Source organism: Mycobacterium europaeum, assembly GCF_002102155.1.
Lineage (GTDB): Bacteria > Actinomycetota > Actinomycetes > Mycobacteriales > Mycobacteriaceae > Mycobacterium > Mycobacterium europaeum.
The window spans coordinates 51,135-76,085 of the sequence record NZ_LQOU01000021.1; the positions used below are offsets into that span (position 1 = coordinate 51,135).

The 24,951-nt window shown below is 68.9% G+C and carries 29 protein-coding genes; 4 read left to right on the forward strand and 25 right to left on the reverse strand.

What is annotated here, in order from left to right:
• Positions 1-175: 175 nt before the first annotated feature.
• The 13 genes from AWC03_RS10985 to AWC03_RS11045 form a co-directional block, all read right to left on the reverse strand.
• Positions 176-2,536 (reverse strand): arylsulfatase, encoded by a 2,361-nt coding sequence (locus AWC03_RS10985; protein ID WP_085240516.1) that lies wholly within the window; start codon positions 2,534-2,536, stop codon positions 176-178.
• A gap of 116 nt (positions 2,537-2,652) precedes the next feature.
• Positions 2,653-2,985, reverse strand: coding sequence for a 30S ribosomal protein S17 (gene rpsQ, locus AWC03_RS10990; protein ID WP_085240517.1), 333 nt, complete (start codon positions 2,983-2,985; stop codon positions 2,653-2,655).
• Positions 2,985-3,218 carry a 50S ribosomal protein L29 gene (gene rpmC / locus AWC03_RS10995; RefSeq protein ID WP_067274850.1) on the reverse strand — a complete coding sequence of 78 codons (234 nt, stop codon included), beginning with the start codon at positions 3,216-3,218 and terminating at the stop codon, positions 2,985-2,987. Before rpmC ends, rpsQ begins: the two co-directional genes overlap by 1 nt.
• A complete protein-coding gene (rplP, locus tag AWC03_RS11000) occupies positions 3,218-3,634 on the reverse strand; it encodes a 50S ribosomal protein L16 (protein WP_007167840.1) in 417 nt (138 codons plus the stop codon). The genes rpmC and rplP overlap by 1 nt, the downstream gene beginning before the upstream one ends.
• A gap of 3 nt (positions 3,635-3,637) precedes the next feature.
• Entirely contained in the window at positions 3,638-4,477 is an 840-nt protein-coding gene (gene rpsC, locus AWC03_RS11005) for a 30S ribosomal protein S3 (RefSeq protein ID WP_067924222.1), read from the reverse strand.
• On the reverse strand, positions 4,477-5,004 hold the full coding sequence (gene rplV, locus AWC03_RS11010; protein ID WP_085240518.1) for a 50S ribosomal protein L22: 528 nt from the start codon (positions 5,002-5,004) through the stop codon (positions 4,477-4,479). The genes rpsC and rplV overlap by 1 nt, the downstream gene beginning before the upstream one ends.
• On the reverse strand, positions 5,001-5,282 hold the full coding sequence (gene rpsS, locus AWC03_RS11015; RefSeq protein ID WP_085077188.1) for a 30S ribosomal protein S19: 282 nt from the start codon (positions 5,280-5,282) through the stop codon (positions 5,001-5,003). Before rpsS ends, rplV begins: the two co-directional genes overlap by 4 nt.
• 29 nt (positions 5,283-5,311) lie before the next feature.
• A complete protein-coding gene (rplB, locus tag AWC03_RS11020) occupies positions 5,312-6,154 on the reverse strand; it encodes a 50S ribosomal protein L2 (protein ID WP_085240519.1) in 843 nt (280 codons plus the stop codon).
• A gap of 28 nt (positions 6,155-6,182) precedes the next feature.
• Entirely contained in the window at positions 6,183-6,485 is a 303-nt protein-coding gene (rplW, locus tag AWC03_RS11025) for a 50S ribosomal protein L23 (protein ID WP_067924225.1), read from the reverse strand.
• Positions 6,486-7,151: a 50S ribosomal protein L4 gene (gene rplD / locus AWC03_RS11030; RefSeq protein WP_085240520.1), complete on the reverse strand. Its 666-nt coding sequence runs from the start codon at positions 7,149-7,151 to the stop codon at positions 6,486-6,488.
• Positions 7,151-7,804 (reverse strand): 50S ribosomal protein L3, encoded by a 654-nt coding sequence (gene rplC / locus AWC03_RS11035; RefSeq protein ID WP_055401884.1) that lies wholly within the window; start codon positions 7,802-7,804, stop codon positions 7,151-7,153. The genes rplD and rplC overlap by 1 nt, the downstream gene beginning before the upstream one ends.
• A gap of 15 nt (positions 7,805-7,819) precedes the next feature.
• Positions 7,820-8,125, reverse strand: a complete 306-nt coding sequence (gene rpsJ / locus AWC03_RS11040) for a 30S ribosomal protein S10 (protein ID WP_003873519.1) — start codon at positions 8,123-8,125, stop codon at positions 7,820-7,822.
• A gap of 357 nt (positions 8,126-8,482) precedes the next feature.
• The gene (locus tag AWC03_RS11045) at positions 8,483-9,091 is read right to left on the reverse strand and encodes a TetR/AcrR family transcriptional regulator (RefSeq protein WP_085240521.1); all 609 of its coding nucleotides are present in this window, start codon (positions 9,089-9,091) and stop codon (positions 8,483-8,485) included.
• 145 nt (positions 9,092-9,236) lie between these two features.
• Between AWC03_RS11045 and AWC03_RS11050 the strand changes: the two genes are divergently transcribed.
• Positions 9,237-10,832: an MFS transporter gene (locus AWC03_RS11050; RefSeq protein WP_085240522.1), complete on the forward strand. Its 1,596-nt coding sequence runs from the start codon at positions 9,237-9,239 to the stop codon at positions 10,830-10,832.
• A 12-nt stretch (positions 10,833-10,844) separates the two neighbouring features.
• Positions 10,845-11,261 carry a hypothetical protein gene (locus AWC03_RS11055; RefSeq protein ID WP_142278371.1) on the forward strand — a complete coding sequence of 139 codons (417 nt, stop codon included), beginning with the start codon at positions 10,845-10,847 and terminating at the stop codon, positions 11,259-11,261.
• A gap of 242 nt (positions 11,262-11,503) precedes the next feature.
• Here AWC03_RS11055 and mftG read toward each other — a convergent pair whose 3' ends face one another.
• From mftG to mftA, 7 genes are all read right to left on the reverse strand, one after another.
• On the reverse strand, positions 11,504-12,940 hold the full coding sequence (gene mftG / locus AWC03_RS11060; protein WP_085240524.1) for a mycofactocin dehydrogenase MftG: 1,437 nt from the start codon (positions 12,938-12,940) through the stop codon (positions 11,504-11,506).
• 22 nt (positions 12,941-12,962) lie between these two features.
• Entirely contained in the window at positions 12,963-14,375 is a 1,413-nt protein-coding gene (mftF, locus tag AWC03_RS11065; RefSeq protein WP_085240616.1) for a mycofactocin biosynthesis glycosyltransferase MftF, read from the reverse strand.
• A 22-nt stretch (positions 14,376-14,397) separates the two neighbouring features.
• Complete coding sequence (mftE, locus tag AWC03_RS11070) at positions 14,398-15,129, reverse strand: mycofactocin biosynthesis peptidyl-dipeptidase MftE (RefSeq protein ID WP_085240525.1); 732 nt, start codon at positions 15,127-15,129, stop codon at positions 14,398-14,400.
• A 164-nt stretch (positions 15,130-15,293) separates the two neighbouring features.
• On the reverse strand, positions 15,294-16,481 hold the full coding sequence (mftD, locus tag AWC03_RS11075; RefSeq protein ID WP_085240526.1) for a pre-mycofactocin synthase MftD: 1,188 nt from the start codon (positions 16,479-16,481) through the stop codon (positions 15,294-15,296).
• A gap of 2 nt (positions 16,482-16,483) precedes the next feature.
• Positions 16,484-17,680 carry a mycofactocin radical SAM maturase gene (gene mftC, locus AWC03_RS11080; RefSeq protein WP_085240527.1) on the reverse strand — a complete coding sequence of 399 codons (1,197 nt, stop codon included), beginning with the start codon at positions 17,678-17,680 and terminating at the stop codon, positions 16,484-16,486.
• Positions 17,677-17,970 (reverse strand): mycofactocin biosynthesis chaperone MftB, encoded by a 294-nt coding sequence (gene mftB, locus AWC03_RS11085; RefSeq protein ID WP_085240528.1) that lies wholly within the window; start codon positions 17,968-17,970, stop codon positions 17,677-17,679. Before mftB ends, mftC begins: the two co-directional genes overlap by 4 nt.
• Complete coding sequence (mftA, locus tag AWC03_RS11090) at positions 17,955-18,044, reverse strand: mycofactocin precursor MftA (RefSeq protein ID WP_040621348.1); 90 nt, start codon at positions 18,042-18,044, stop codon at positions 17,955-17,957. Before mftA ends, mftB begins: the two co-directional genes overlap by 16 nt.
• A 99-nt stretch (positions 18,045-18,143) precedes the next feature.
• Here mftA and mftR point away from each other — a divergent pair, with 99 nt between their 5' ends.
• Positions 18,144-18,740 carry a mycofactocin system transcriptional regulator gene (mftR, locus tag AWC03_RS11095; RefSeq protein ID WP_085240529.1) on the forward strand — a complete coding sequence of 199 codons (597 nt, stop codon included), beginning with the start codon at positions 18,144-18,146 and terminating at the stop codon, positions 18,738-18,740.
• Entirely contained in the window at positions 18,737-19,783 is a 1,047-nt protein-coding gene (locus tag AWC03_RS11100) for a DUF2332 domain-containing protein (protein WP_085240530.1), read from the forward strand. Before mftR ends, AWC03_RS11100 begins: the two co-directional genes overlap by 4 nt.
• Before the next feature lie 46 nt (positions 19,784-19,829).
• Here the strand turns inward: AWC03_RS11100 and AWC03_RS11105 are convergent, their stop codons facing one another.
• The 5 genes from AWC03_RS11105 to tuf all read right to left on the reverse strand — a co-directional run bounded on the left by AWC03_RS11105 (position 19,830) and on the right by tuf (position 24,896).
• Complete coding sequence (locus AWC03_RS11105) at positions 19,830-21,008, reverse strand: NAD(P)/FAD-dependent oxidoreductase (protein ID WP_085240531.1); 1,179 nt, start codon at positions 21,006-21,008, stop codon at positions 19,830-19,832.
• 25 nt (positions 21,009-21,033) lie between these two features.
• Positions 21,034-21,852, reverse strand: a complete 819-nt coding sequence (locus AWC03_RS11110) for a mycofactocin-coupled SDR family oxidoreductase (RefSeq protein WP_085240532.1) — start codon at positions 21,850-21,852, stop codon at positions 21,034-21,036.
• A gap of 49 nt (positions 21,853-21,901) precedes the next feature.
• On the reverse strand, positions 21,902-22,732 hold the full coding sequence (locus AWC03_RS11115) for an SHOCT domain-containing protein (RefSeq protein WP_085240533.1): 831 nt from the start codon (positions 22,730-22,732) through the stop codon (positions 21,902-21,904).
• Between the two features lie 88 nt (positions 22,733-22,820).
• Positions 22,821-23,573, reverse strand: a complete 753-nt coding sequence (locus AWC03_RS11120; protein WP_085240534.1) for a PE family protein — start codon at positions 23,571-23,573, stop codon at positions 22,821-22,823.
• Between the two features lie 132 nt (positions 23,574-23,705).
• A complete protein-coding gene (gene tuf / locus AWC03_RS11125) occupies positions 23,706-24,896 on the reverse strand; it encodes an elongation factor Tu (RefSeq protein ID WP_067921884.1) in 1,191 nt (396 codons plus the stop codon).
• Positions 24,897-24,951: the final 55 nt, after the last annotated feature.

The following is a 24,951-nucleotide window of genomic DNA, read 5'->3' on the forward strand; positions in this document are numbered from 1 at the left end:
GGGCATTGGGCGGAATGTGATCGGGCAGAGTCGTTTCGACGCCGGGACCGGCTCGGCCGGGTCGGACAGGCGCGTGGTCGAGGTCGTCGACGGGGCGGTGTGACCGATCGCGGTGCCGCCGGTGGTCTTCTCGCATCCCACCGCCGGGAGGGCCAGCAAGCACAGCGTCAGGACTTCAGTCGCGCGAAAACGCGAGCGCAATTTCGGCTTCCACGTCCACATAGGGCCGCCCGGACAGGTCGACGGTGACTTGCGTGATGGTGCCGCCGGTGAACGAGAACGGCGCCTTGTAGCGGCTGCACACCGCCGAGCCGCCGTTGCGCCCAACCGTGATGCCGGCCCCGGCGATCCCGAACGTCCCGGGATGCGTCTGCACGTCGGCGAGGGTGCCGACCACGTCGTCGTCGATGAACAACGTGACGTCGCCGAGCGGCGTGTGGCTGTCCGGCACGGTTCCGGTCCGCGAATAACTCACGCCGAGCAGATGCCTACCCAGCGGCACCGCGACCGACGACGACACGGCCTGCCGGCGCTCGCCCAGGAAGTTGTAGACGTAGTGCAGGCGTCCGTCCTGGATGAACAGCACGTGCCCGCCGTGCGCGCCGCCCTGCTTGAAGAGCACCCCCTCCGCGCCGGTGGTGTCCACGCTCACCTCGGCCAGCACCGAGAAGGACCGCCCCCGGATTTCGGCGCCCGCGCCGATGCTGACGTCCGCGCAGTCGGGATAGTAGACATAGCTTGACCGTTCACCGACGAGGTACGGGCGGAACCGCATCATCGTCTCCATGATGTTCAGGTCCGAAAGCGGTAGCCCGTTGTATTTGGCGGCTTCGGAGAACCACAGCGCCTTGAGTTCCTCGAGCTTGTCCGGGCGTTGGGCGGCCAGGTCGTGGCACTGGCTGCGGTCGGCCTCGATGTGGAACAGCTCCCAGCGGTCGGTGTCGAAATGCGACCACCCGGCCGGTGTGGCCGCATGGATGGTGTTGGCGAACCAGCCCTGATGCCAGATCCCGCGGGTGCCGAGCATCGAGTAGAACTGGGTCTGCTTCCCGGTGTCGGCGGCCGGATCGGCAAGGGCGGCTTTGAAACTCACACCGTCGAGGGGCTTTTGTGTGATGCCCCGGACGGTTTCGGGCGGCGTCATGCCCAGCAGGTCGTAGACCGTGGGGGTGATGTCGCAGACGTTGACGTAGGTGTCGCGGATCTCTCCATGGGCCGCAATCCCATTGGGCCAGGAGATGATCGCCGTGTCGGCGATGCCGCCCTCGTGCGACGCGTACCGCTTGTACAGCTTGTACGGGGTGTTGAAGGCCATCGCCCAGCCGATGGGGTAATGGTTGTAGGTCTCCGGGCCGCCGAGCTGGTCGAAGAGCTTCATGCTCTCTTCGACGGTGTCGATGTAGCCGTTGAAGAACTTGCCCTCGTTCACCGACCCGTTCGGGCCGCCCTCCCCGCTGGCGCCGTTGTCGGAGATCACCACGATGATGGTGTTGTCCAGCTGATTGGATTCCTCCAAATAGTCGAGGATCCGGCCGATTTGGGCGTCGGTGTAGCTCAGGAAGCCGGCGAACACCTCGGCCATGCGGGAGAACAGCTTCTTCTCGTCATCGCCCAGCGAGTCCCACGGCCGCACCGTGTCCTGCAGGGGCCAGGGCTCGCCCTGCGGCCCCGTGACGTCCGCGTACGGGTTGACCGGCGACAGTTCGGTGTCGGGCGGCACGATGCCCATCGACTTCTGTCTTTCCAGCACGACCTCGCGGTAGGCCTCGTAGCCCATGTCGAACTCGCCGGCGTAGCGGTCGGCCCATTCTTTGAAGACGTGGTGCGGCGCGTGGCCTGCGCCGGGGCACACGTAGCTGAACCACGGCTTGTCGGGGGCGATCACCTTGGCGTCACGGATGAACTCGATGGTCTTGTCGGCGATGTCCTTCGAGAGGTGATAGCCGTCTTCGGGTGTGCCCGGGGGGTTGACCGGGTGGTTGTCGTACACCAGGTCGGGATACCACTGGTCGGTCTCGCCACCGAGGAAACCGTAGAACCGCTCGAAGCCGCGCGACACCGGCCAATGCCGTTTGGTCGACGCGAGATTGGACTCCTCGAGCGGTGTCAGGTGCCACTTACCGACGCAGTACGTGTTGTAGCCGCGCTCGGCGAGCACTTCGGAGAGCAGCGCCGTGTCGAACGGGATCCGACCGTTGGCGTTGGGGAAGGCGTCGGTGAATTCCTCGATGGTGGCCATGCCGACCGTGGTGGCGTTGCGGCCGGTCAACAACGACGCCCGGGTCGGTGAGCACAGCGCGGTGGTGTGGAATTGCGACAGCCGAACGCCGCGCTCCGCAACGCGGGTCATCGCGGGCATCTCGACCAGCCCGCCGAAACAGTCCCACGTCGCAATGCCGGTGTCGTCCCAGACCAGGTACAGGATGTTCGGCGAATTCTCCGGCGCGGTCGGCGCGGCGTAGGGGCCCCAGTCCGGCTCGGAGTCGCGGATATCCAGTTCGATCTTGCCTTGAAAGCCTCGGGAGTCAGTCGACATTCGCCGAGCGTAGCGCGGCCGCGAAATTTCCGACCTCTTTTCGCGGTGGCGTTACGCTCGCGCAAAACGAAGCGCCCGAGACCTTCGGGTCTCGGGCGCTTCCTGCCACTTCGAGGCTACTTGGCCTTCTCCAAAACTTCGACAAGCCGCCACCGCTTGGTCGCCGACGTCGGACGTGTCTCCATCAGCGAGACGCGGTCGCCGATGCCCGCGGTGCTGTTCTCGTCGTGCGCCTTGACCTTCTTGGTGGTACGGATGATCTTGCCGTACAACGGGTGGCGCACGCGGTCTTCCAGCTCGACCACGATGGTCTTCTGCATCTTGTCACTCACGACATAACCGATGCGCGTCTTGCGCCGTCCACGCACCTTCGGATTGGCCGGAGTGTGCTTGGCGCCCTTCTCTTTCGAGCCGGCGTCCTGCGCGGCCGCCTTCTTCGCTTCTGCCATCACGATTCCTTACCGTCAGGCCCGGAAGCCAGGCCCAGTTCCCGTTCGCGCAGCACCGTGTAGACGCGCGCGATCTCCTGCCGGACCGTGCGGAGCCGGCGGTTGTTGCTGAGCTGCCCGGTCGCCATCTGGAAACGCAGGTTGAACAGCTCTTCCTTGGATTCGCGCAGACGCTCGGTCAGCTCCTCGTCGGTGAGCTCACGCAGTTCGCCAGGCGAAATTCCCACTGCCATCAGAACTGATCCTCTCGGGTCACGATGCGTGCCTTGATCGGCAACTTGTGGATTGCACGGGTGAGTGCGGCCCGGGCCACCTGCTCGTTGGGGTAGCTCAGCTCGAACAGCACGCGGCCCGGCTTGACGTTGACCACCCACCATTCGGGTGAACCCTTACCGGAACCCATCCGGGTCTCGGCGGGCTTCTTGGTCAGCGGGCGGTCCGGGAAGACGTTGATCCAGACCTTGCCGCCACGCTTGATGTGGCGGTTGATGGCGATACGCGCGGACTCGATCTGCCGGTTGGTGACATAGGCGTGCTCCAGGGCCTGGATGCCGTAGTCACCGAAGTTCACCGCCGTGCCGCCGCTGGCGATGCCGCGCTGGCGGGGGTGGTGCTGCTTACGGTGTTTAACCCTGCGGGGAATCAACATGATTCAGCTCTCCGTGCTCTGCGGTTCTGCAGCTGGCGGCGTCTCCGCCGCGGCGGTTGCAGTGCTTTCTTCGGCGCCCGCGGCGGCGCGGCCGGCCTCGGTGCTGGTCGCCGTCGTGCCCGAGGCACCGCTGCGCCGGGGCCGCGTGCCCGACGGGCGCTCGCGGCGCGGACGGTCGGCGCCCGCCGGGGCGGCGGCGGCCAATTCGCGCTTGCCACCGACGATGTCGCCCTTGTAGATCCACACCTTCACGCCGATCCGGCCGAAGGTGGTCTTCGCCTCGTACAGGCCGTAATCGATGTCGGCGCGCAGCGTGTGCAGGGGCACCCGGCCCTCGCGGTAGAACTCCGAGCGGCTCATCTCCGCGCCGCCGAGACGGCCCGAGCACTGCACCCGGATACCCTTGACGTTGGGCTGGCGCATCGCCGACTGGATCGCCTTGCGCATGGCGCGGCGGAACGCCACGCGGTTGCTCAGCTGCTCGGCCACACCCTGGGCCACCAACTGCGCCTGGGACTCGGGGTTACGGACCTCAAGGATGTTGAGCTGAACCTGCTTGCCGGTCAGCTTTTCCAGGTCCGCACGGATGCGGTCGGCCTCGGTGCCGCGACGGCCGATGACGATGCCCGGACGCGCGGTATGGATGTCCACCCGCACCCGGTCGCGGGTGCGCTCGATCTCCACGTCGGCGATGCCGGCGCGCTCGAGCCCGGTGGACAGCAGCCGCCGGATCGCGACGTCTTCCTTGACGTAGTCCGCGTACTGCTTGTCGGCGTACCAGCGCGACTTCCAGTCCGTGGTGATGCCCAGCCGGAACCCGTGCGGATTGATCTTCTGGCCCACTAGTCTGAGCCTCCCTTCGCGTCAGAAGCCTCAGACGTTTTGGCGGGTGCCTTCTTGGCGGGCGCCTTCTTGGCAGGCGCCTTGGATGCGGCCTTCTTCGCGGGGGCCTTCGCCGCGGCCTTGCTGGCCTCGGCGCGGCGGGCCCGCGTCGACTTCGCCGAACGCTGGTCCTTGGCGGGCCGGCTCTCCAGCACGACCGTGATGTGGCTGGTGCGCTTGCGGATCCGGAACGCGCGACCCTGCGCGCGGGGGCGGATGCGCTTGGCGGTCGGGCCCTCGTCGGCGTAGACGGTGGCGACCACCAGCGTGGAGGGATCCAGCCCGTTGTTGTTCTGCGCGTTCGCCGCGGCGCTGGCGATCACCTTGGCCACCGGCTCGCTGGCGGCCTGCGGCGCCCAGCGCAGGATGTCCAGCGCGTCGGCCACCGACCGGCCGCGCACCAGGTCGATCACCCGGCGCGCCTTGGTCGGCGACACCCGCACGAACCGCGCCTTGGCGACCGCGGACGGGAATTCGGTTGTGGTCATCGCCGTTTCGCCTTCCGGTCGTCCTTGATGTGTCCCTTGAAGGTGCGCGTCGGCGCGAACTCACCAAGCTTGTGACCGACCATCGCCTCGGTGACGAACACCGGGACGTGCTTGCGTCCGTCGTGGACGGCAAAGGTGTGGCCGATGAAGTCCGGGATGATCGTCGAACGCCGCGACCAGGTCTTGATGACCTGCTTGCTGTTCTTCTCGTTCTGCGCGTCCACCTTCTTGAGCAGGTGGTCGTCGACGAACGGGCCCTTCTTCAGGCTGCGTGGCATGTGCTTGTACTCCTAGTCCCGGAACTTCCTCAGCGACCGTGCTTCTTGCCGGTGCGCCGGCGCCGGACGATGAGTTTGTTGCTGGCCTTGTTCGGGTGGCGGGTGCGGCCCTCCGGCTTGCCCCACGGGCTCACCGGGTGCCGACCGCCGGAGGTCTTACCCTCACCACCACCGTGCGGGTGGTCCACCGGGTTCATCACCACACCACGGACCGAAGGGCGCTTGCCCTTCCACCGCATCCGGCCGGCCTTGCCCCAGTTGATGTTCGCCTGCTCGGCGTTGCCCACCTCGCCGACCGTGGCGCGGCAGCGCACGTCGACGCGGCGGATCTCACCGCTGGGCATGCGCAGCGACGCGTAGGTGCCCTCCTTGCCGAGCAGCTGGATGCTCGAGCCGGCGGACCGCGCCAGCTTGGCGCCACCGCCCGGCCGCAGCTCCACGGCGTGGATCACCGTACCGGCCGGGATGTTGCGCAGCGGCAGGTTGTTGCCCGGCTTGATGTCGGCGTTCGCGCCCGACTCCACCACGTCGCCCTGCGAAAGACCTTGCGGCGCGATGATGTATCGCTTCTCGCCGTCGAGGTAGTGCAGCAGCGCGATGTTGGCGGTCCGGTTGGGGTCGTATTCGATGTGCGCGACCTTGGCGTTGACCCCGTCCTTGTCGTTGCGACGGAAGTCGATCACCCGGTAGGCGCGCTTGTGGCCGCCACCCTTGTGCCGGGTGGTGATGCGGCCGTGCGCGTTACGGCCGCCATGGCCGTGCAGCGGGCGCACCAACGACTTCTCCGGCTCCGTCCGGGTGACCTCGGCGAAGTCGGACACGCTGGAGCCGCGGCGGCCCGGGCTCGTCGGCTTGTACTTACGAATTGCCATGTCTAATCAGGTCTTTCTCTTTCGCGGGCTAGGCCGGGGCCCCGAACAGATCGATCGGCTTGCTACCCGGCGCCAGCGTGACGATGGCCCGTTTGGTGCTCTTGCGCTTGCCGTATCCGGTCCTGGTGCGCTTGCGCTTGCCCTGCCGGTTCGCGGTGTTCACCGACGCGACCTTGACGGCGAAGATCTTCTCGATGGCGATCTTGATCTGCGTCTTGTTCGAGTCGGGGTGCACCACGAAGGTGTACACGTTCTCATCCAGCAGCCCGTAGGACTTCTCCGAGATGACCGGGGCCAGGATGATGTCGCGGGGGTCGGTGATGGTCGCCATCTACGCCGTTACCTCCTCAGTGCTAGCGGTGCCGGCTCCAGCCTGGGAATCGATGTAGGCGTTGAGCGCCTCGACGCTGAACACCACGTCGTCGGAACGCAGCACGTCGTAGGTGTTGAGTTGGCCGGGCGTCAGGATGTGCACACCGGGCAGGTTGCGCACGCTCTTGGCGCCGGCCTCGTCGCTGCGGCCGATCACGATCAGCACGTTCTTGCGGTCGGTCAGCGTGTCCAGAAACGCCTTGGCGTTCTTGGTCGACGGGGTCTGACCCGACACCAGCTCGGTGACCGCGTGGATGCGGCCGTTGCGCGCCCGGTCCGACAACGCCCCGCGCAATGCCGCGGCGATCATCTTCTTCGGGGTGCGCTGGGAGTAGTCGCGCGGCTTGGGGCCGTGCACGACACCGCCGCCGGTGAACTGCGGGGCACGCGTCGAACCCTGACGGGCGCGACCGGTTCCCTTCTGCCGGTAAGGCTTCCGCCCACCGCCGCTGACCTCGCCGCGAGTCTTCGTCGAGTGCGTGCCCTGGCGCGCCGCCGCGCGCTGCGCGGTGACCACCTGGTGCATCAGCGCGATATTGGCCGGGGCGTCGAACAATTCGGCCGGCAGTTCCACGGAGCCCTCGACCTTGCCGTCCGGCGTCTTCACGTCAATCTTGAGCGCCATTACTTCTCACCTCGTTTGATCGCGCTGCGGACCACCACGAGCCCACCGGTGCGGCCGGGGACCGCACCCTTGATCAGCAGGACGCCGTTCTCGGTATCGACCTTGTGCACCACCAGGTTCTGGACGGTCACCCGGTCGTTACCCATCCGGCCCGCCATCCGGGTGCCCTTGAAGACCCGGGCGGGCGTGGCGCAACCACCGATGGAACCCGGCCGGCGGTGCACCGCCTGCGCACCGTGACTGGCGCCCTGGCCGCGGAAGCCGTGACGCTTCATGGTGCCGGCGAAGCCCTTGCCCTTGGAGGTTCCGGTCACGTCGACATAGGCGCCGTCGGCGAAGATCTCCGCCGTCAGCTCCTGGCCGACCTCGTATTCGCTGGCGGCGGCCTCGTCGTCCAGCCGCAACTCGGCGAGGTGGCGGCGCGGGTTCACGCCCGCGGCGCTGTACTGACCGGTCACCGGCTTGTTGACCTTGCGAGGGCTGATCTCGCCGTAGGCCAACTGAACGGCGCTGTAGCCGTCACGCTCTGGTGTGCGGATGCGGGTGACCACGTTGGGGCCCGCCTTGACCACCGTCACCGGGACGACCCGGTTGTTCTCGTCGAACACCTGCGTCATGCCCAGCTTGGTACCCAGAATGCCTTTTCTTGCCATGAGTTCACCAAGCCCCTATTGGATGTTGACGTCGACACTGGCCGGAAGGTCGATGCGCATCAGCGCGTCGACGGTCTTCGGCGTCGGGTCGAGGATGTCGATCAACCGCTTGTGAGTACGCATCTCGAAGTGCTCCCGCGAGTCCTTGTACTTATGCGGGGAGCGGATGACGCAATACACGTTCTTCTCAGTCGGCAGCGGCACCGGACCTACGACACTGGCACCCGTGCGGACGACGGTCTCGACGATTTTGCGCGCCGATGCGTCGATGGCCTCATGGTCGTAGGCCTTGAGCCTGATGCGGATCTTCTGTCCCGCCACGCTTCTCCTACCCTCACTCCACTTACAAAATCCGTGTTCCGGACTGGTGCCCCCGCGCGCGGGCCGGTCCGCCCCATGGGGCCGACCGAGCGTCGCGCCGGATACTGCGCCGCTGTTTACCTGTCGTGGTCCACCGGCCCCCGCGGTCGGGTGTGTCACCCTCACGCAACCTGGGCGCGCCTCTTTCAAGGCCGAAAAAGTCGCAATCCAAGGTTGGGACCGGACGCGCCCGTTTTGGGCGCTGGTCGTATGCCCGACCAGGCGCAAACCTGGCCCAAGGCAACCTGAACAGTATGCCCTAGATCGGGTGTTTGGCCAAATCTGGGCCGAGGGCCACCAACCTGCCCTTTTGGGGCTTCAGACGCCCGCCGATTCGACGCTCGCCGCGTCGGCCCGATTGAGTGCGCGCTGGACATAGAGGAAACCGTCGACAGCCGCGAGCGCGCACTCGCGGTAGTCGAAGTCCGGAAGGGTCGACAGGCGCCCGAGCACCAGGGGCCCGATGAGCAGCGCGATGGCACGGGACCGATCCACCTCACCCAGCTCGGCGGCCTCCGGGCTGTCGAAGATGGCGTCGAACGGCGCCGCGTACTGCTGGGCGATCCGCTCGCGCAGCGTGGTGATCGCCGGGCTGTCCGCGGAATCGCTGTCGCGGGGCTCCGGCAACTCCTGCAGATCCCGGCCCATCGACAGCCACGACATGGCCGCCATCAGGGCCGGCGCCTGGGCCACCGACTCGGCCTGCGCCAGCACCACCGCCACCAGGCGATCCCGCACCGACCCCTCGGCCGGCGGCGTGGGCGACGGCGGAATCAGGCTGTTGAAAGCCGCTGCGAGCAGATCGTTTCCGCTCGGGAAGTGGCGGTACAGCGTGGCCCTCGCCACGTTGGCGGTACGGGTGACCGCGTCGACGGTCACCGCGCTGGGCCCCCCGGAGCGCAGCAGCGCCGCGGCCGCCTCGAGCAATCGGGCCCGCGAGCGCGCTGGGCGCGGATCGGTAGTACCGCCGGTAATTGTGACCCACCTCCCACGTTTGGGAACAAGACTATCGGTCTATCTACAAGACTGTTGGTCTCAAAACTCTCCCGACGCCACCGTGAGGAGGCGCCCCATGGTCGACACCCTGGTCCGGCCCGACCAGCGTACTGATGCGGTCAGCATCGGCGGAAGCCCCCGAGCGCGGAACTGGACCCTGGCCGTCGCCTGCATGGGCGTCGCGCTGGTCGTCGCGTCGATGACGGCACTGAACACCGCGCTGGGAGACCTCGCGGTGGCCACCTCGGCCACCCAGTCGCAGCTGAACTGGATCGTCGACGGATACACCGTGGCCCTGGCCTGCCTGCTGCTGCCCGCGGGCGCGATCGGCGACCGTTACGGCAGGCGCGGCGCCCTGCTGATCGGCCTGCTGGTCTTCTCCCTCGGCTCGGTGTCACCGGCGATGCTGAACAGCCCGGCGCAGATCATCGCCGGCCGCGCGGTCGCCGGGGTCGGCGCCGCCTTCGTGATGCCGGCGACGTTGTCGCTGCTGACCGTGGCCCATCCGAAGGACGACCGCACCAAGGCGGTCGGGATCTGGGCCGGCACGGCCGGATCCGGCGGGGTGCTCGGCATGCTCGGTTCCGGCCTGCTCCTTCGCTTCTGGGACTGGCACGCGATCTTCTGGTCCCTGGGTGCCGCCGGGCTGGTGATCTTCGCGTTGGCGTGCACGGTCGCATCGTCACGCGACGGCGACGCCCCGCGCATCGATTCGCTGGGCGCGGTATTGATCGGCGCCGCCGTGGCGGTCGCCGTGGCGGCGATCCTCGAAGCCCCGACGCGCGGATGGAGCGACCCGTTGGTCTGGGGCGGGCTCGCCGCCGGTGCGGTGCTCGCCGCCGCGTTCGGTGTCGTCGAGTTCCGGCTCACCCGGCGCGACGGGCAACCGCTGCTGGACGTGCGGTTGTTCTCGGACGCGAATTTCGCCACCGGCGTCGCCGCGATCGTCATCCTGTTCGGCGCGACGTTCGGGTTCTTCTACATCGGCATGCAATACGTGCAACAGATCATGGGCTACTCGGCCCTGGCGACGGCGATCTCCTTCGGACCGTTCATGGTGCCGTTGGGCATCTTCTCGGCGCTGTCGTTCTGGTACGTGCCCAAGCTGGGTCTGCGGCTGGTGTTGTTCGTCGGCACGCTGCTGATGGCGGTCGGGTTCGCCTGCATGTACCGGCTGGACCTGCATTCGTCCTACCTCCAATTCGCCTGGCCGACTCTGGTGTTGGCGACGGGCATCGGAATCTGCACGGCGCCGACGACGTCGGCGATCATGGGAGCGGTTCCCGACGAGAAGCAGGGCGTCGCGTCCGCGGTGAACGACACGTCCCGGGAGATGGGCGGCGCGCTGGGGATCGCGGTGGCCGGTTCCATTCTGGCCGGCCGCTATTCGGACGAACTCGCCCCGAAGCTGGCGGGCTTCCCGGCGCCCGTCCGCGGGCCGGCCACCGATTCACTGGCCAAAGCCGTCGAGGTGGCGGGCAGGCTGGGGCCCCAGGGCCGCCAGCTGGCGGACGTCAGCAAGACCGCGTTCCTGGCGGCCCTGCACGCGTCCACGATCGCGATGGCCGTGATCGTCGCGGTGGCCGCGGTGCTGATCGGGTTGTGGGCACCGGGCCGCGACGGGCGGCAGCTGCGGCCGGTGCGCCGGATGGTGTCCCGGCGCCGTCACTGAGCGAGGTACCCAATGCCGTTGTCCGACAGCGGCTTCAGCCGTGTTGTGTCGCTGCCGCGAGTGCTTGAAAACGTCCGCCGCTTCTGGTATCAGAAATATATATCGACAGATACAGGTCATCTCTGCGAGGCGAGGTGCGATGTGGTGTTGATAGGCGTGACGAACGGTGTCGAGCCGGTCTGCCCAGCGCTGCGCGAGGCGGCGGCGATCGTGGAGGCCGAGTGGATTCGCCTGAGCCGACTGGGCGGCCCGGCCGAGCAGCCCGTCGGTGAACTTCCCGCGGCGCGGCGGTGCCCGCGCCGCACGGGCACTGTGGTGTCCACCGAGCCGGCGGGCGCCGGGCTCTCGACGCGCACCCGCGGGCACCAGGCCCGATGGCCGGTCTCTGTGGTATTGGCGCGGCAGCGGTCACCTCCGCTGCGAGCTTGACTGCCAACGTATTCGGAGGGGGAGCGAAGGAGGTGACTCACCAAGGGATAAGTAACGGCATGTGAAAAGCGAGCCGGCGGCCGTGCCGTCCACGAATATTGCGACGCATTGTCCGCGCGACGCATACCTGCGCACGCACCGCCACTTGTCGTGGCCATCTGCGTGGACCGCATGACGTTCGCCGCTCGTCGGGGCGGGCCTTACGCATCACGCGTGGGGCCCGCCTCCACACGCGCGCCCCCTCACCGCACGAACTCGGCGGCCCGATGCCCGAGCATCACGATCGTGGCGTGCGGCCCCCTGCTGGTGATGGCGGGCAGGACCGACCCGTCGATCACCCACAGGTTGTCGATGCCGCGCACCCGGCAGCGATGATCGACGACGGCCCGCGGATCGGTGTCGGCGCCCATCGGTGCGGTGCCACACAGGTGTTGCGACGTGGACCATACGGGGGCACCGACACGCGTTGCGCCACCGACGAGTTCGCGGGCAAGCTCGGTTCCCCGCTCTAGCGCCGCGACGTCTTCGGGCTCGCTGTCGTAGCGGTGCTCGATCAGGGGCGGGACGTCGGGATCCGCCGACACCACCGTGATGCGCCCGCGCGCCCGCGGCTGCATGAGCGCCACCCCGATGTGCGGCCAGTCGGCATGCCCGGCAGTCCCGTCCCCCGTCATCGCGACGAATCCTCCGGTGTAGGGCCGGATCTCGAGATCGTCGGCGGTGCTGAGCACGACCTCGAGCACCGGCCGGCGGGGGGCCACCGTCCACTCGGTGGGCAACACCCATTCGGGATGATCGCTGAACGCGGCGCCGACCGGCAGCGGCGCCACCGTGGGTACGTCGACGGCCCGCAACCCGTCCTCCGACCCGATGCCGGAAACCATGAGCAGCTGTGCGGTCTGAATGGCGCCGGCGCACAACACGATCCGGTCGGCGGTCAGGGTCATTTGGCCGCTCGGGCCGATCGCGTCGACACCGACCGCGGCGGTGCCGGCGAAACGCAACCGCGCCGCGCGTGTCCGCGCGTGCACCGTCAGGTTGGGCCGGCCCAGGGCCGGGATCAGGAATCCTGCGCCAGATCCGGTACGCACGCCGTCGACGATGTTGAGTGGAACGGCACCCATCCCCGAAACCGGTTCGGGGCCGCCATCGTTGAGATCGTCGATCCAGTCGAATCCGGCGCGCTGCGCGGCGTCGATGAAACGCTCGGTGGTGCCGGTCATTTCGCGGGTGCGACGCACCCTGATGGGGCCGCGGTCGCCATGGGCCGGGCCCGCGAAATCGAGGTCGGTCTCGATGGCGCGGAAGCTGGCGAGGACGTCGGACCAGGCCCAGCCCGGCAGGGCGAGGCGATCGAAGTCGCGCGGCAATCCGCGACAGAAGTATCCGCCATTGACCGCGCCCGAACCGCCGACCGTCGCCCCCCGCACGAGCGGATGCCGACGCACCGGCCGGTCGGTCAGGCTGGCCTGATAGCGCCGCACCAGCGGGCTGCTGACCCCTATCGGCAGCTGGAGTCCGTTGGCGGTCTGGGCGAGCAGCCCTGGATCGTCGAGGGCGGGGCCCGCCTCGAGGACGGTCACCAGACGGCCGGGATCGACGGAAAGGCGTTCGGCAACAACCGATCCAGCACTGCCGGCACCGACGATCAGCACGTCGCTGTGCGGGGCGGCCTTCATCAAGGGCGGGTCAAGGTGGCGGCTAGTTCCGAATCTGCGGTTTCAGCGCGCGCAGGTTGCGCTCCCGCAGCACACCCCACCACAACCCGAGACCGTACGCCAGGTCGTCGACACGCTTGAGCAACAGATACGTCAGCGGGCCGATCGGTTCGGCATCGTCCCCGATGGCGTCGCGGCGGCGCAGCCAGTCCACGACGCCGTCCATGATCGCCGCGACCAGTAGGACATGCCGGAAATGCCGCGACACCGTGGCGGCGAACAATGCCAGCGGCCAATAGTGGCGGCACAGGGCCGACGCCAGCTGCAGCGCCGCCGACCACAGCCCGCGGCCGGCGATCACGGCCACGTCGGTGACAGACGTGTCGGCGCCGCGCATCGCCCTCGCGATCCGGCGGCCCGTCAGGACGGCGAAGGCGACGGAGGCCAGCTGCGACAGGGTGGTCCCGAACGCCATCAGGATCCAGGTCATCAGCGCCCAGCCGGAGATCACCACCGGTGCCGTCTTGTCCGGATGGCGGACCGAGAGCGGGGCCGCCGAACCACCGTAGAACGCCTTGCGCGCCAGCCAGTCCCGCAGTTCGGTGCGGTGGTCGTGGGCGACCAGCGCGATGGGCTCGTAGCGCAGCCGGGCACCGGCTTCGATGAGCCGCCAACACAGGTCGACGTCCTCGCCGGACTGCAGCGTCTCGTCGAACCCGCCGACAGCGCGCAGGGCGGAACAGCGACAGATGATGGCCGCGCTGGGCACGTAGGACACCGTGCTGTGGGGCAGCACCGGGGCTTCACGCTCGCCGAGATCGAGGGAGGAGTGCACCGCCTCGTAACGCGCCACCACATTCTCACTGTGCGACAAACCGACGATGCGCGGCGCGGCGAGCGCGACCGTCGGGTCGCAGAAGTGACCGAGCAAAGCCTCCAGCCAGCCGCGCCGGGGCGCGACGTCGGAATCGAGGAAAGCGACGTAGTCGGTGGTGCAGGCGGCCAGCCCGGTGTTGCGGGCGGCGGCCGGGCCCCGGTTGCGCGGGTGTCGCAACACCTCGACGTCGCAGTGAGCGCCGACGAAATCGTCCGGCTCGATGGGCGGGAACGAGCCGTCATCGACCACGATGACCCGCAGGCCGCGCAGCGAGCTCACCAGGCGGCGCACCCCGGAAAGGTTGTTCCGCACCGGGATAACCACGGTCACGTCACGGTGCGACGGTCCCCCCGCCGGCCGCGGATGCGCCACCGTGGCGTCCAGCAGGGTGCGAGCCAGCTGCGCGCTGACGTCGTCGCGGACCTTGAGCCGGCCGTCGCACAGCATGTCCTGGGCGGCCGGCGCGAGCTTGAGCAGCCGGGTCGGCGAGCCGCCGAGCAGCGCCGACCCGTCGCCGAGCACCCGCACGCGGCGATCGACCTGGACGGCGAAGCCGTCGGGCAGCCGGGCCGCGGTCATGTCCGCCGCCCCGCCGGCGCCGTCATGCCAGCATCCCGTCGCGCCCCGGTGACCACCGGTCCACCCGGCGGACACAGCCGTCGACCATCTCGGCGAGGATGCGCTCGCCGTCGGCAGCGGTCGCGGTGGTCGGGTCGCCGAGCACCCCCACCGGGCTGACCGCGGCCACTCCCCCGCGGCGCATCGACGGAAGCAGTTCGGACAGCGGCGCCCGGTTGCCGGTGCGCCACCGATCGGTCAGCACGTCACCGGGCGAGATGTGCAGCAACAGCGACGTTTCGGTATGCCCGGCGTGGGCGTCGCCACCGCCGGCCAGGCAGGGGCACCAGCCGGCATCGCGGCCCTCGGAACGCAGCCGGGCCACCGCGGCGCTCAGCGCGGCGACGTTGCCACCATGGCCGTTGACGAAGACCAGGCGCTCGGCCCAGCCCGCGGCCGACCGGCCGTACTCCACCAGCAGCATCGTCAGGGCTTCGGTGCCGATGGAGATCGTCCCGGCGAAGCTTTGGTGCTCGCCGCTTGCGCCGTAGGCGATGGCCGGCGCCACCAGCCAGTCGCGGGCGAGGCGCGTCCGGGCCCCCCGGGCGACCGCGGTTGCGATCCGGGTGTCGGTATCCAACGGCAGGTGCGGACCGTGCTGTTCCGTCGACCCCACGGGGACCAATACCGACGGCGAGGTGCCCGATAGCTGGCTTGACGTCGCCATTGCCAATTCGCCGAGTACGGGCACTCGGTGATGGTAGGACGAATTCACCTGGCGTGCACCAATTGTTGTCCGTTGAAAATGATTTTTTTCCTGGCTGGTTCATGCGGTGCTCGAAATTAGTGCTCGTCCGTCACGGACACCACGCTTGTACCACGATATGGGCGCGGCCAACCCTTCCCGAAAAATCTGCCCGGGATATCGGTAATTGGCGCCTAGGCGTCGCCGGCGGCCGGGACGCCGAGGGCCCGGGTGAAGCCGGGTGGGACCAGGATGTCGTCGGGGCCGAGGTCGTGGACGCTGCCGAGTCCCAGACCCATCAGCGCCGAGTCGACGCCCCCGCGCAGGATGTCGAGCACGTTCTCCACGCCCGCCTGCCCGGCCGCGGCCAGGCCCCACAGGTACGCGCGGCCGATCATCACCGCGCGCGCCCCGAGCGCCACCGCCTTGACGACGTCACTGCCGCGGCGGATGCCGCCGTCGAGCAGCACCTCGACCTGATCGCCCACCGCCGCGGCCACCGCGGGCAGGGCGCGGATCGACGCCGGCGTGCCGTCGAGGTTGTTGCCGCCGTGGTTCGACACCGAGATCGCCGAAACTCCGGCATCCACGGCCCTTTTCGCGTCATCGACGCGCATCACGCCCTTGAGCATGAACGGCCCGCCCCACAGTTCGCGGAGCCAGGCGATGTCCTCCCACGTCGGGGGCGGTGTGCCCATCCACTCCCCGTAGGCCGCGAAGAAGGGCGGACCCGGTTCGCCGCGGCGCGCCTGGTTGGGCACGCGCAGGTCCGGCGGGCGCAGCGTCTTGCCGTACTTCCACAGCCAGCGGGGCTTGAAGACGGCCTCCGGCGACTGCCGCAGGATGGTCCGCAGGTTCATCTCCTCGGGGATCTTGGGGCTACCCCAGTCGCGGCCGTGGGAGAACGACCAGTCGGTGGTGACGATCAGGCCGACGGCACCGGCTTGCCGCGCCCGCTCCACGCGCTCGGCGATCGCGTCACGCCCGCCCAGCCAGTAGACCTGGAAGAAGACCTTGGGGTTGGCGGCGATGACTTCCTCGATCGGTTTGCTCGCGAACGAGGACAGCCCCATCGCCGTCCCGCGCGCCGCCGCGGCCCGGGCGACGGCCACCTCGCCGTCGGGGTCGACCGCCTGCACGCCGGTGGGCGAGATCAGCACCGGCAACGAGATGTCTTGTCCCATAACGGTGGTCGACTGGTCACGCTTTTCCGGCGCGCCGACCACGTGGGGCGCGAATCCGAGTTCACTGAACGCCTCGACGTTGTTGGAGACGGTGATGCCCTTTTCGCTGCCCGCAACCAGCGCTGAATACACGGACTTCGGGAGCCGCCGTTTCGCGCGTTGCTGCGCGATGGCGACGGTCTCAAACCATTCGGCCATGGCTAGATCGGGCTTTCGTTGCAGAGGCGGGCGGGGGGTGTGTCCGGTGGTCGCACCGACAGCGTCAGGGGCACCGGCTGGCGAACCCGGCGCCCGTGGGAATGGTCGGCGCGGGGGCGCGGCGTCTCACGGCTCCGGGCCAGCGCCGAGGCGCTGTGCCCCTGGACGCATTCGGGATCCGGGCCGTCCATCGGCAGGCCGGTGAAGAACTTGGCGGCCATGCAGCCGCCCCGGCAGGCGTCGTAGTGTCCGCAGCTGCCGCAGGCGCCCGCGGACTGCGGTTCGCGCAACTCCCGGAACAGCGGTGCGTTCTTCCAGACGTTGTCGAATCCACCGTCGGCCAGGACGTTTCCGGCCAGGAAGCGGTCGTGGATGGCGAACGGGCAGGCGTAGACGTCACCCACCGGGTCGATCAAACACACCACCCGCCCGGCACCGCACATGTTCAGGCCGGCCAACGCACCGGAGGAACCCAGCGGCGACAGGTGGAAGAAGGAGTCGCCGGTGAGCACCCGCTCGCCCTTGGCCACCAGCCAGTCGTAGAGCTGCACCTGCTGGGCGGCGGTGGGGTGCAGGTCCTCCCAGACGTCGGCGCCGCGCCCCGACGGACGCAGCCGGGTGATCCGCAGGGTGGCGCCGTAACGGTCTGCCAGCGCGGCGAATTCGTCGAGTTGGTCGACGTTGTGCCGGGTGACGACGACGGAGATCTTCGCGTCCGCGAAGCCCGCGTCAGCCAGGTTCTGCAGCGCCCGCACCGCCATGTCGAAGGAGCCGGGACCGCGGACCGCGTCGTTGACCTCCGCGGTGGCGCCGTCGAGCGAGATCTGGACGTCGACGTAGTCGCTGGCGGCCAGCCGGGCGGCAACCTCTTCGGTGATGCGGACCCCGTTGGTGGAGAACTTCACCCCGACGTGGTGCGCGGTGGCGTAGTCGACCAGCTCCCAGAAGTCCGGCCGCACGGTGGGCTCGCCACCGCCGATGTTGACGTAGAACACCTGCATGCGTTCCAGCTCGTCGATGATGTCCATGCATTGCCGGGTGGACAGCTCCCGCGGATCCCGCTTGCCCGACGACGAAAGGCAGTGCACGCACGCCAGATTGCAGGCGTAGGTCAGCTCCCACGTCAGGCAGATGGGCGCATCCAGCCCGCTCTCGAACTGCTCGATGAGCCGCGGCACTCTGGCCAGTCCGGCGGTCATGGGGCCTCCTGTGGAACCAACATCAACGAATCGGCCAACACGCCCAGCGCGTGCAAGTACGGCGCCTCACCCCCGTCGTCCACCCCCGCCGCGCGGCAGGCCGAGTGCACATCGGGATGGTCGGCCAGGGACCGCACCACGGTGAGGATGGTGCGGTTCTTCAGAAACGACAGCTTGCGGGTGCCGAAGTGGTAGAGCAGCGCCCCGAACGGTTCGGGTCGAACCGCCACCTGCGGGTGCAACCGCCAGCCGCGGTCGGGGTCGAACACGCGGCTCAGTAGACCCCGCACATGCCGTCGATCGACACCTCTTCGACCAGGGTCTCGGCGACGAGCTGGGTCTCGGTCTCGGTTTCGTGGTCCATGGGTCTTTGCCTTTCGCCGGGTCTTGACAACGATGGGACTTGGGTCACAAGCTTCGTCAGAATATGGCATCGAGTGCCGAAATGGAAGGGCGGGGTCTCATGGGGCCGCAGCCGCGGGTGGGCCGTCGCCGCTCGACCACGCCGCACGACATCACCGACGTTGCGATCGAGCTGTTCAGCGCCCGCGGGTTCGCCGAGGTCAGCGTCGACGACGTCGCACACGCCGCCGGCATCTCGAGGCGGACGCTGTTTCGCTACTACGCGTCCAAGAACGCCATCCCCTGGGGCGACTTCGACACCCACCTCGCGCACCTGCGCGACCTGCTCGACGACGTCGACCCGCGGGTGCCGCTGGGTCAGGCGCTGCGCGATGCGCTCTTGGCGTTCAACACCTTTGACGAATCCGAGACCGCCCGGCACCGGCAGCGGATGCGGGTCATCCTGCAGACCGCCGAACTGCAGGCCTACTCGATGACCATGTACGCCGGCTGGCGCGAGGTGATCGCCGGTTTCGTCGCCCGCCGGTCGGATTGCAAGACGACCGACCTGCTGCCGCGGACCGTCGCCTGGACCATGCTCGGGGTGGCGCTCTCGGCCTACGAGCACTGGCTCGGCGACGAGTCCGTCCCGCTGCCGACCGCGCTGGGCCAGGCGTTCGACGTGGTGGGCACCGGGCTGCACGGGTTGGATCCGTGACCGGCGACCACCTGCTGCACACCCTGCGCGCGCAGGGGCGGTTCTGCGCGGGCTCCGGCTCACCGATGTACGGCGAGCTCTTCGAGCTGGTGGCCCGCGACGTCGCCGCCGGCGGTGTCTTCGCGACCATCCTGTCCGGGCACGAGGACGACCCATCGCGCCTCGCGGTGCCGCTGCGGCTGCTCGGCGGCCTGCACCGGTTGGTGCTCGACGGGCGGGCGGCGCAGCTGCGCCGGTGGTATCCCAGCACCGGCGGCAGCTGGGACGCCGCACGCGCGTGGCCCGAGATCGTGGACGTCGCGGCCGGGCACGCCGAAACGCTGCGGGCGGCGTTGCGGCAACCGCCCCAGACCAACGAGGTCGGGCGGTCCGCCGCACTGGTCGGCGCCCTGTTGCGCATCAACAGTGAATCCGCGCTGCCGATAAGGCTTTTCGAGATCGGGACGAGCGCGGGACTGAACCTGCGCGCGGACCGCTACCGTTACCTATTCGCCGGCGGACAGTGGGGGCCGAGCGATTCGCCGGTGACCATCTCCGACGCGTGGCGCGGCGCGCTGCCGCCCGACGGCGCGCTGCGCATCGTCGAGCGTCGCGGCTACGACATCGCACCCGTCGACGTCACGGGGGCCGACGGGGAGCTCACCCTGTTGAGCTACGTCTGGCCCGACCAGACGGCCCGGCTCGAACGCCTGCGCGGCGCCGTCGACATCGCCCGGCGGGTGCCCGCGCGGCTGGCGCGCCACACCGCGGCCGACGCGGTCGCCGAGCTGAGCCCGGCCGAGGGCGCGCTGACGGTGCTGTGGCACTCGATCACCTGGCAGTACCTGTCGCGGGAGGAGCGCGAGACGGTGCGCGCCCGGGTCCGCGCCGTGGGCGGACAGGCGGACGAGCGATCGCCGTTCGTGCACCTCACGCTGGAGCCGGCGCGCGGCGGCCCCGACGCACCTATCCGGTTCCTGGTGCGCGCGCGCCGGTGGCCGGGGGGCGAACTCCAGGTTCTCGGCGAATGCCATCCGCACGGCCCGCCGGTGCACTGGCGGTAGGCGGGCGCGAACGAAAGCGGCTGTCGCCCAACGGCTCGCGCCGAAGTCAGCCCAGCACGTCCGAGATGGGTGCGCCGGTGGCGATCTTGCCGCGGACCTTCATGACCTTGCCGGGCATTCCGCCGCCGACGACGCCGACCAGCACCCCGTCGCGCTCGTAGTACGCCAGGAACTTGCGGCCGTCGTCCTCGACGAGGTGGACGGTGTCGGTGGCTTCCGGCTCCCCGAGGCACTGGATCTTCACGTCGTACTGGTCGCTCCAGAAGTAGGGGACGACGACCGCGGCCGACGACACGTCCTGCCCCAGCATCGCGGGCACCACGACGCGGGTCTGGTCGGCGACGTTGCTCCAATGTTCCACGCGTGCTTGATGTCCGGTCGCATCGCGCCAGGAGGCGACGTCACCGAGCGCCCACACGTTGGGCACGCTGGTCCGTCCGGCCTGGTCGCAGAGCACGCCGTTGTCCACGTCGACACCGCTGCCCTCGAGCCAGCCGGTCGCCGGGTGCGACCCGATGCCGATCACCACCAGGTCGGCCGCCAGCTCGGTGCCGTCGGACAGCACCACGGTGTCCACCCGCCCGTCGCCGCGCACGTCGGCCACCCCGACGCCGAGGCGGACGTCGACACCTTCCTCGCGGTGCAGCCGCGCGACCAGCTCACCGATCCGCTCGCCGAGCACCGACGCCAGGGGCGTCGGCTGGGGCTCGACCAACACGACGTCCACCCCGAGGCTGCGCAGGCTGGCCGCCACCTCGCAGCCGATGAAGCCGGCGCCGATGACCACGGCGCGCTGCGCGGCGGACGCGTGCTCGCGCAGCGCCAGGCTCTCGTCGAACGTGCGCAGCACCCGGATGCCCTCCAGATCCGGCAGCGTCGGGATGCGGCGCGGCACCAGGCCGGTGGCGATGACCAGTTCGTCGTAGCCGATCACGGACCCGTCGGCCAACGTCACCGTCTGCGCCGCGGTGTCCAGGCCGGTGGCTGCGGCGCCCAGCCGCAGGGTGATGTCGTTCTCGTCGTACCACTCCCGGGGTTTGAGGGCCACGTCGTCGACCTCTTTGCGCAGCACCTCTTTTGACAGCGGGGGGCGGTCGTACGGCAGGTGCACCTCGTCGCTGACGATCGTGACGCGGCCCGCGTACCCCGACCGGCGAAGTTGCTCGGCGGTCCGGGTGGCGGCCAGGCCGCCACCGACGATCACGATTCCTTTGCTAGCGGTCACGTGGAGTTCATACCACGATCGCCGATCAGTACTTCAGGGCGCCCTTGTCCACGGGCACCTGTGTGCCGGTGATCGTGCCGGAGCCGTCCCCAGCTAGCCACGCCACGACATCGGCCACCTCGTCCGGTGTCATGAAGCCGTTGGGTTGCAACGGCATCGGGGGAAAGCTGTGCACGAAGCCGGGGTGGCGGGCAAATATCTCCATCATCGCCTCCGGCTCGATCATCGGGGTGTCGACCGAGTACGGATGGATGGAGTTGACCCGGATGTTGTATTCGCCGAGCTCGATGGCCAGCGTGTTGGTCAGCGCGGTGAGGCCGTGCTTGCTGGCCGAGTAATGCCCGTTACCGGGGGTGGCTTTCAGTCCCGCCGACGAGCTGACCACGACGATCGAGCCCCCGTTGCCGGCGTCGATCATCGCGGGCACGCTGGCGCGCAGCGTGCGCCAGGTGCCGGTCAGGTTGACCCCGATCACCGTGTCCCACTGCTCATCGGTGAGTTCCCAAACCCGGCCCCAGCTCAGGACTCCGGCGTTGGCCACCACGATGTCGAGCCGGCCGAATTGTTCGACGCCGTCGGCCACGAGCTGGCGCAGCGCGGCGTCGTCCCGGATGTCCACTTCGCGCGCCAACACCTTGCGGCCCTCCGCCTCCACCAGGCGGACGGTCTCGGCGAGGTCCTCCGGCGTGGCCGGCGTGTAGGTCAGGCACTTCGAGGCCGGCGCACAGATGTCGAGCGCGATGATGTCGGCACCCTCCCGGGCCAGCCGCACCGCGTGCGAACGGCCCTGGGCGCGGGCGGCGCCGGTGATGAACGCGACGCGCCCCTGCAGTGATCCAGTCACGCAGTCAGGCTAGCAGCGAAACTGAAACCTGTTCTAACTTGGCCGCCGATCAGATTTCCGAGATGATCTGGGCCCGCCGGCTGCTGTACTCCTGGTCGGTCACCGCGCCGCTGGCGCGCAGCGTCTCGAGTTCCTGCAGCCGTTGCGCGATCGATGGTTGCGGGGGCGTGGCCACCGGTGCGGGGCCGCCGGCAGCGGCCGGCTGGGCGGCCGGGGCCTGTTGTTCGGCCGCCCGGCGCACCACCGCCTGAATCTGCTGGCGCAGCACCGGATTCGACCGAATGTCCACCATGCGGTCCAGGGGGACGTTGTTGGCCTTGAGGATCTGCAGGATCTCCATCAGCGGGCCGGCCTGTCCGCTCAGGTCGTAGGTCCGGTTGTCTTCGGCCACGGTGAACTGGGCGGGCACCAAGCCGTTGACCAAAGCGCTTCGCTCCCAGTCGATCCGGTATTCGTTGGTGGTGGGATTGACCAGCACCACCAGCTTGCGGGCGTTGAGGTTGCCGAGCCGGGTCACGCTCGCGATCACCCGGTCTTCGCTGTCGAACGGCAGAAACCCGGGCCCGGCGATGTGCAGGTGAACCTTGACCACCTGCTGGTTGTTGATCCACGTCCCGGTCTCGGTGACCCCGGTGATCTGGGCGAGCGCCAGCACCCCGCTCTGTTCGAGCGCCGCGGTCTTGGCCGAGGACTTCGCGCCGTAGTTGGCCAACGCGAGCGCGATCAGCACGTCGGCCACGGTGACGAGCAGACCGACATAGAACATCCACTGCAACAGGCTGCCGAGCCCGAGGGTGAAGTAGACGATCAAGAAGATCGGCCCGACCAGGCCGCCGCACAGCAAAACCACCAACTGTGCCTTCAGGTAGCGCGCCAACACGAGGGCCTCCTTACACTGGCCGGAATTTGCGTGTCAGGTTAGCTGTCGCGGTCTCACCGCGAGCGGCATACGCGCAAGCGATCCGGGGTCAGTCCACCCTGGGTATCAGCGTCGGCGCCGGGCGACCGGACGGCCCCGCCGGAGTGCCCGGGGCGGGCGAATGAGCCGACACCATCTTCACCGGCGTGCCGGTCGACACCGGCATCGCCGGGGCCGCGGCGGCTTGCGGCGTCTCGACCTGAGCCGGCGCCGACGCCAGCGGGCCGGCCGTCGCCGGAGTCGAAGCCACCGGTTGCGAGGCGGCCGGGGCGTAGGCGGGCGTCACCGCCTGGACCGTCGTCGCAGGCGTGGTGGCGGGGGCCAGCGCGGCCGGTCCCGTGCCGGCCGCGGCCACCGCCGGGCCGGCCGGTGCCGGGGCGCTCGCCGCCGCCGACGCCGGCGCGACGGCGGACATCAGGGGCCCCGCCGGTACGCCCGGCGCCGCGCCGCCCGCGGCCGTCGCCGCCGGCAGCTGCGCCGCCATCGACGCGGGCGCCCCCGCGGCCTGCAACGGCGTGGTGTTGGCGGCCTCGGTGGCCAGATATTGGGCCGCGCCGCCGTTCATCAGCTGCACGAACTGGTTGTGAAACGCTGTCGCCTGCGCGCTGAGCGCCTGGTACACCTGCGAGTGCGCGCCGAAGAGCGCGGCAATGCTCGCCGACACCTCGTCGGCACCCGGGGCCAACACGGTCGACGTGGGGCCCATCGCCATTGAGTTCGCCGACGTGATCGTCCAGCCGATCCTGGCTAGATCCGACGCCGCGGCGGCGACATACTCAGGCGTCGCGAATACGAAGGACATCCGAACCTCCCGGCCATCTTCCGCCCCGACTCCTTATTGAGGAATCGTAGCGGAGCCGCCCGCGTTCGGCCCGGTAAAACGCATAAAGCCCGGATTGCCGTGATCGGCAATCCGGGCTTTTGCGCTGAGGAACTACTTGATGATCTTGACGACCCGGCCGGCGCCGACGGTGCGGCCACCCTCGCGGATCGCGAACCGCAGACCCTCGTCCATCGCGACGGGCTGGATCAGCTTCACCGAGATGTTGGTGTTGTCGCCGGGCATCACCATCTCGGTGCCCTCCGGCAACGTCACCACACCGGTCACGTCGGTGGTGCGGAAGTAGAACTGCGGACGGTAGTTGTTGAAGAACGGCGTGTGCCGGCCGCCCTCATCCTTGGACAGGATGTAGACCGAGCCCTCGAACTCGGTGTGCGGCGTGGTGGTGCCGGGCTTCGTGACAACCTGACCGCGCTCGACGTCCTCGCGCTTGATACCGCGCAGCAGCAGACCGACGTTGTCACCGGCCTGCCCCTGGTCGAGCAGCTTGCGGAACATCTCCACACCGGTGACCGTGGTCTTGGTGCTGGTCGGCCGGATGCCGACGATCTCGACTTCCTCGTTCACGTTGATCACGCCGCGCTCCACACGACCGGTGACGACCGTGCCACGACCGGTGATGGTGAACACGTCCTCCACCGGCATCAGGAACGGCTTCTCGGTCTCGCGGACCGGGTCCGGGATCGACTCGTCGACCGCGTCCATCAGCTGCTCGACGGACTCGACCCACTTGGCGTCACCCTCGAGCGCCTTGAGCGCCGACACCCGAACCACCGGGGCGTCCTCGTCGAACTCCTGGGCGGCCAGCAGCTCGCGGACCTCCATCTCGACGAGCTCCAGCAGCTCCTCGTCGTCGACCATGTCGGCCTTGTTCAGCGCCACCAGGATGTAGGGCACGCCGACCTGACGCGCCAGCAGCACGTGCTCGCGGGTCTGCGGCATCGGGCCGTCGGTCGCGGCGACCACCAGGATCGCGCCGTCCATCTGGGCGGCGCCGGTGATCATGTTCTTGATGTAGTCGGCGTGGCCGGGGGCGTCGACGTGGGCGTAGTGCCGCTTGTCGGTCTGGTACTCCACGTGGGAGATGTTGATGGTGATACCGCGCTGACGCTCCTCGGGCGCGTTGTCGATCTGGTCGAACGCACGGGACTCGTTCAGGTCCGGGTACTTGTCGTGCAGAACCTTGGTGATAGCCGCGGTCAGCGTCGTCTTGCCGTGGTCAACGTGACCGATGGTCCCAATGTTGACGTGCGGCTTCGTCCGCTCGAACTTCGCCTTCGCCACTTCGTTGTCCTCCTGGACTTGTTGGTGCTTGTTAAAGCAGTGTTGGTGTTTTCAG

Excerpts from the sequence above, each read along its gene's own strand:
- rpsS (WP_085077188.1), bottom strand. The coding sequence starts at position 5,282 with ATGCCACGCAGCCTGAAGAAGGGCCCGTTCGTCGACGACCACCTGCTC.
- AWC03_RS11050 (WP_085240522.1), top strand. The coding sequence starts at position 9,237 with ATGGTCGACACCCTGGTCCGGCCCGACCAGCGTACTGATGCGGTCAGC.
- rplW (WP_067924225.1), bottom strand. The coding sequence starts at position 6,485 with ATGGCGACCATCACCGACCCCCGCGACATCATCCTGGCCCCGGTCATC.
- rplC (WP_055401884.1), bottom strand. The coding sequence starts at position 7,804 with ATGGCAAGAAAAGGCATTCTGGGTACCAAGCTGGGCATGACGCAGGTG.
- AWC03_RS11120 (WP_085240534.1), bottom strand. The coding sequence starts at position 23,573 with ATGTCCTTCGTATTCGCGACGCCTGAGTATGTCGCCGCCGCGGCGTCG.
- mftF (WP_085240616.1), bottom strand. The coding sequence starts at position 14,375 with ATGACCGCGGCCCGGCTGCCCGACGGCTTCGCCGTCCAGGTCGATCGC.
- AWC03_RS10985 (WP_085240516.1), bottom strand. The coding sequence starts at position 2,536 with ATGTCGACTGACTCCCGAGGCTTTCAAGGCAAGATCGAACTGGATATC.
- mftD (WP_085240526.1), bottom strand. The coding sequence starts at position 16,481 with ATGGCCGAATGGTTTGAGACCGTCGCCATCGCGCAGCAACGCGCGAAA.
- AWC03_RS11055 (WP_142278371.1), top strand. The coding sequence starts at position 10,845 with ATGCCGTTGTCCGACAGCGGCTTCAGCCGTGTTGTGTCGCTGCCGCGA.
- rplP (WP_007167840.1), bottom strand. The coding sequence starts at position 3,634 with ATGTTGATTCCCCGCAGGGTTAAACACCGTAAGCAGCACCACCCCCGC.
- rpsQ (WP_085240517.1), bottom strand. The coding sequence starts at position 2,985 with ATGGCAGAAGCGAAGAAGGCGGCCGCGCAGGACGCCGGCTCGAAAGAG.
- rpmC (WP_067274850.1), bottom strand. The coding sequence starts at position 3,218 with ATGGCAGTGGGAATTTCGCCTGGCGAACTGCGTGAGCTCACCGACGAG.
- mftR (WP_085240529.1), top strand. The coding sequence starts at position 18,144 with ATGGGGCCGCAGCCGCGGGTGGGCCGTCGCCGCTCGACCACGCCGCAC.
- mftG (WP_085240524.1), bottom strand. The coding sequence starts at position 12,940 with ATGAAGGCCGCCCCGCACAGCGACGTGCTGATCGTCGGTGCCGGCAGT.
- rplB (WP_085240519.1), bottom strand. The coding sequence starts at position 6,154 with ATGGCAATTCGTAAGTACAAGCCGACGAGCCCGGGCCGCCGCGGCTCC.
- rplD (WP_085240520.1), bottom strand. The coding sequence starts at position 7,151 with ATGGCGCTCAAGATTGACGTGAAGACGCCGGACGGCAAGGTCGAGGGC.
- mftA (WP_040621348.1), bottom strand. The coding sequence starts at position 18,044 with ATGGACCACGAAACCGAGACCGAGACCCAGCTCGTCGCCGAGACCCTG.
- mftC (WP_085240527.1), bottom strand. The coding sequence starts at position 17,680 with ATGACCGCCGGACTGGCCAGAGTGCCGCGGCTCATCGAGCAGTTCGAG.
- rplV (WP_085240518.1), bottom strand. The coding sequence starts at position 5,004 with ATGACCACAACCGAATTCCCGTCCGCGGTCGCCAAGGCGCGGTTCGTG.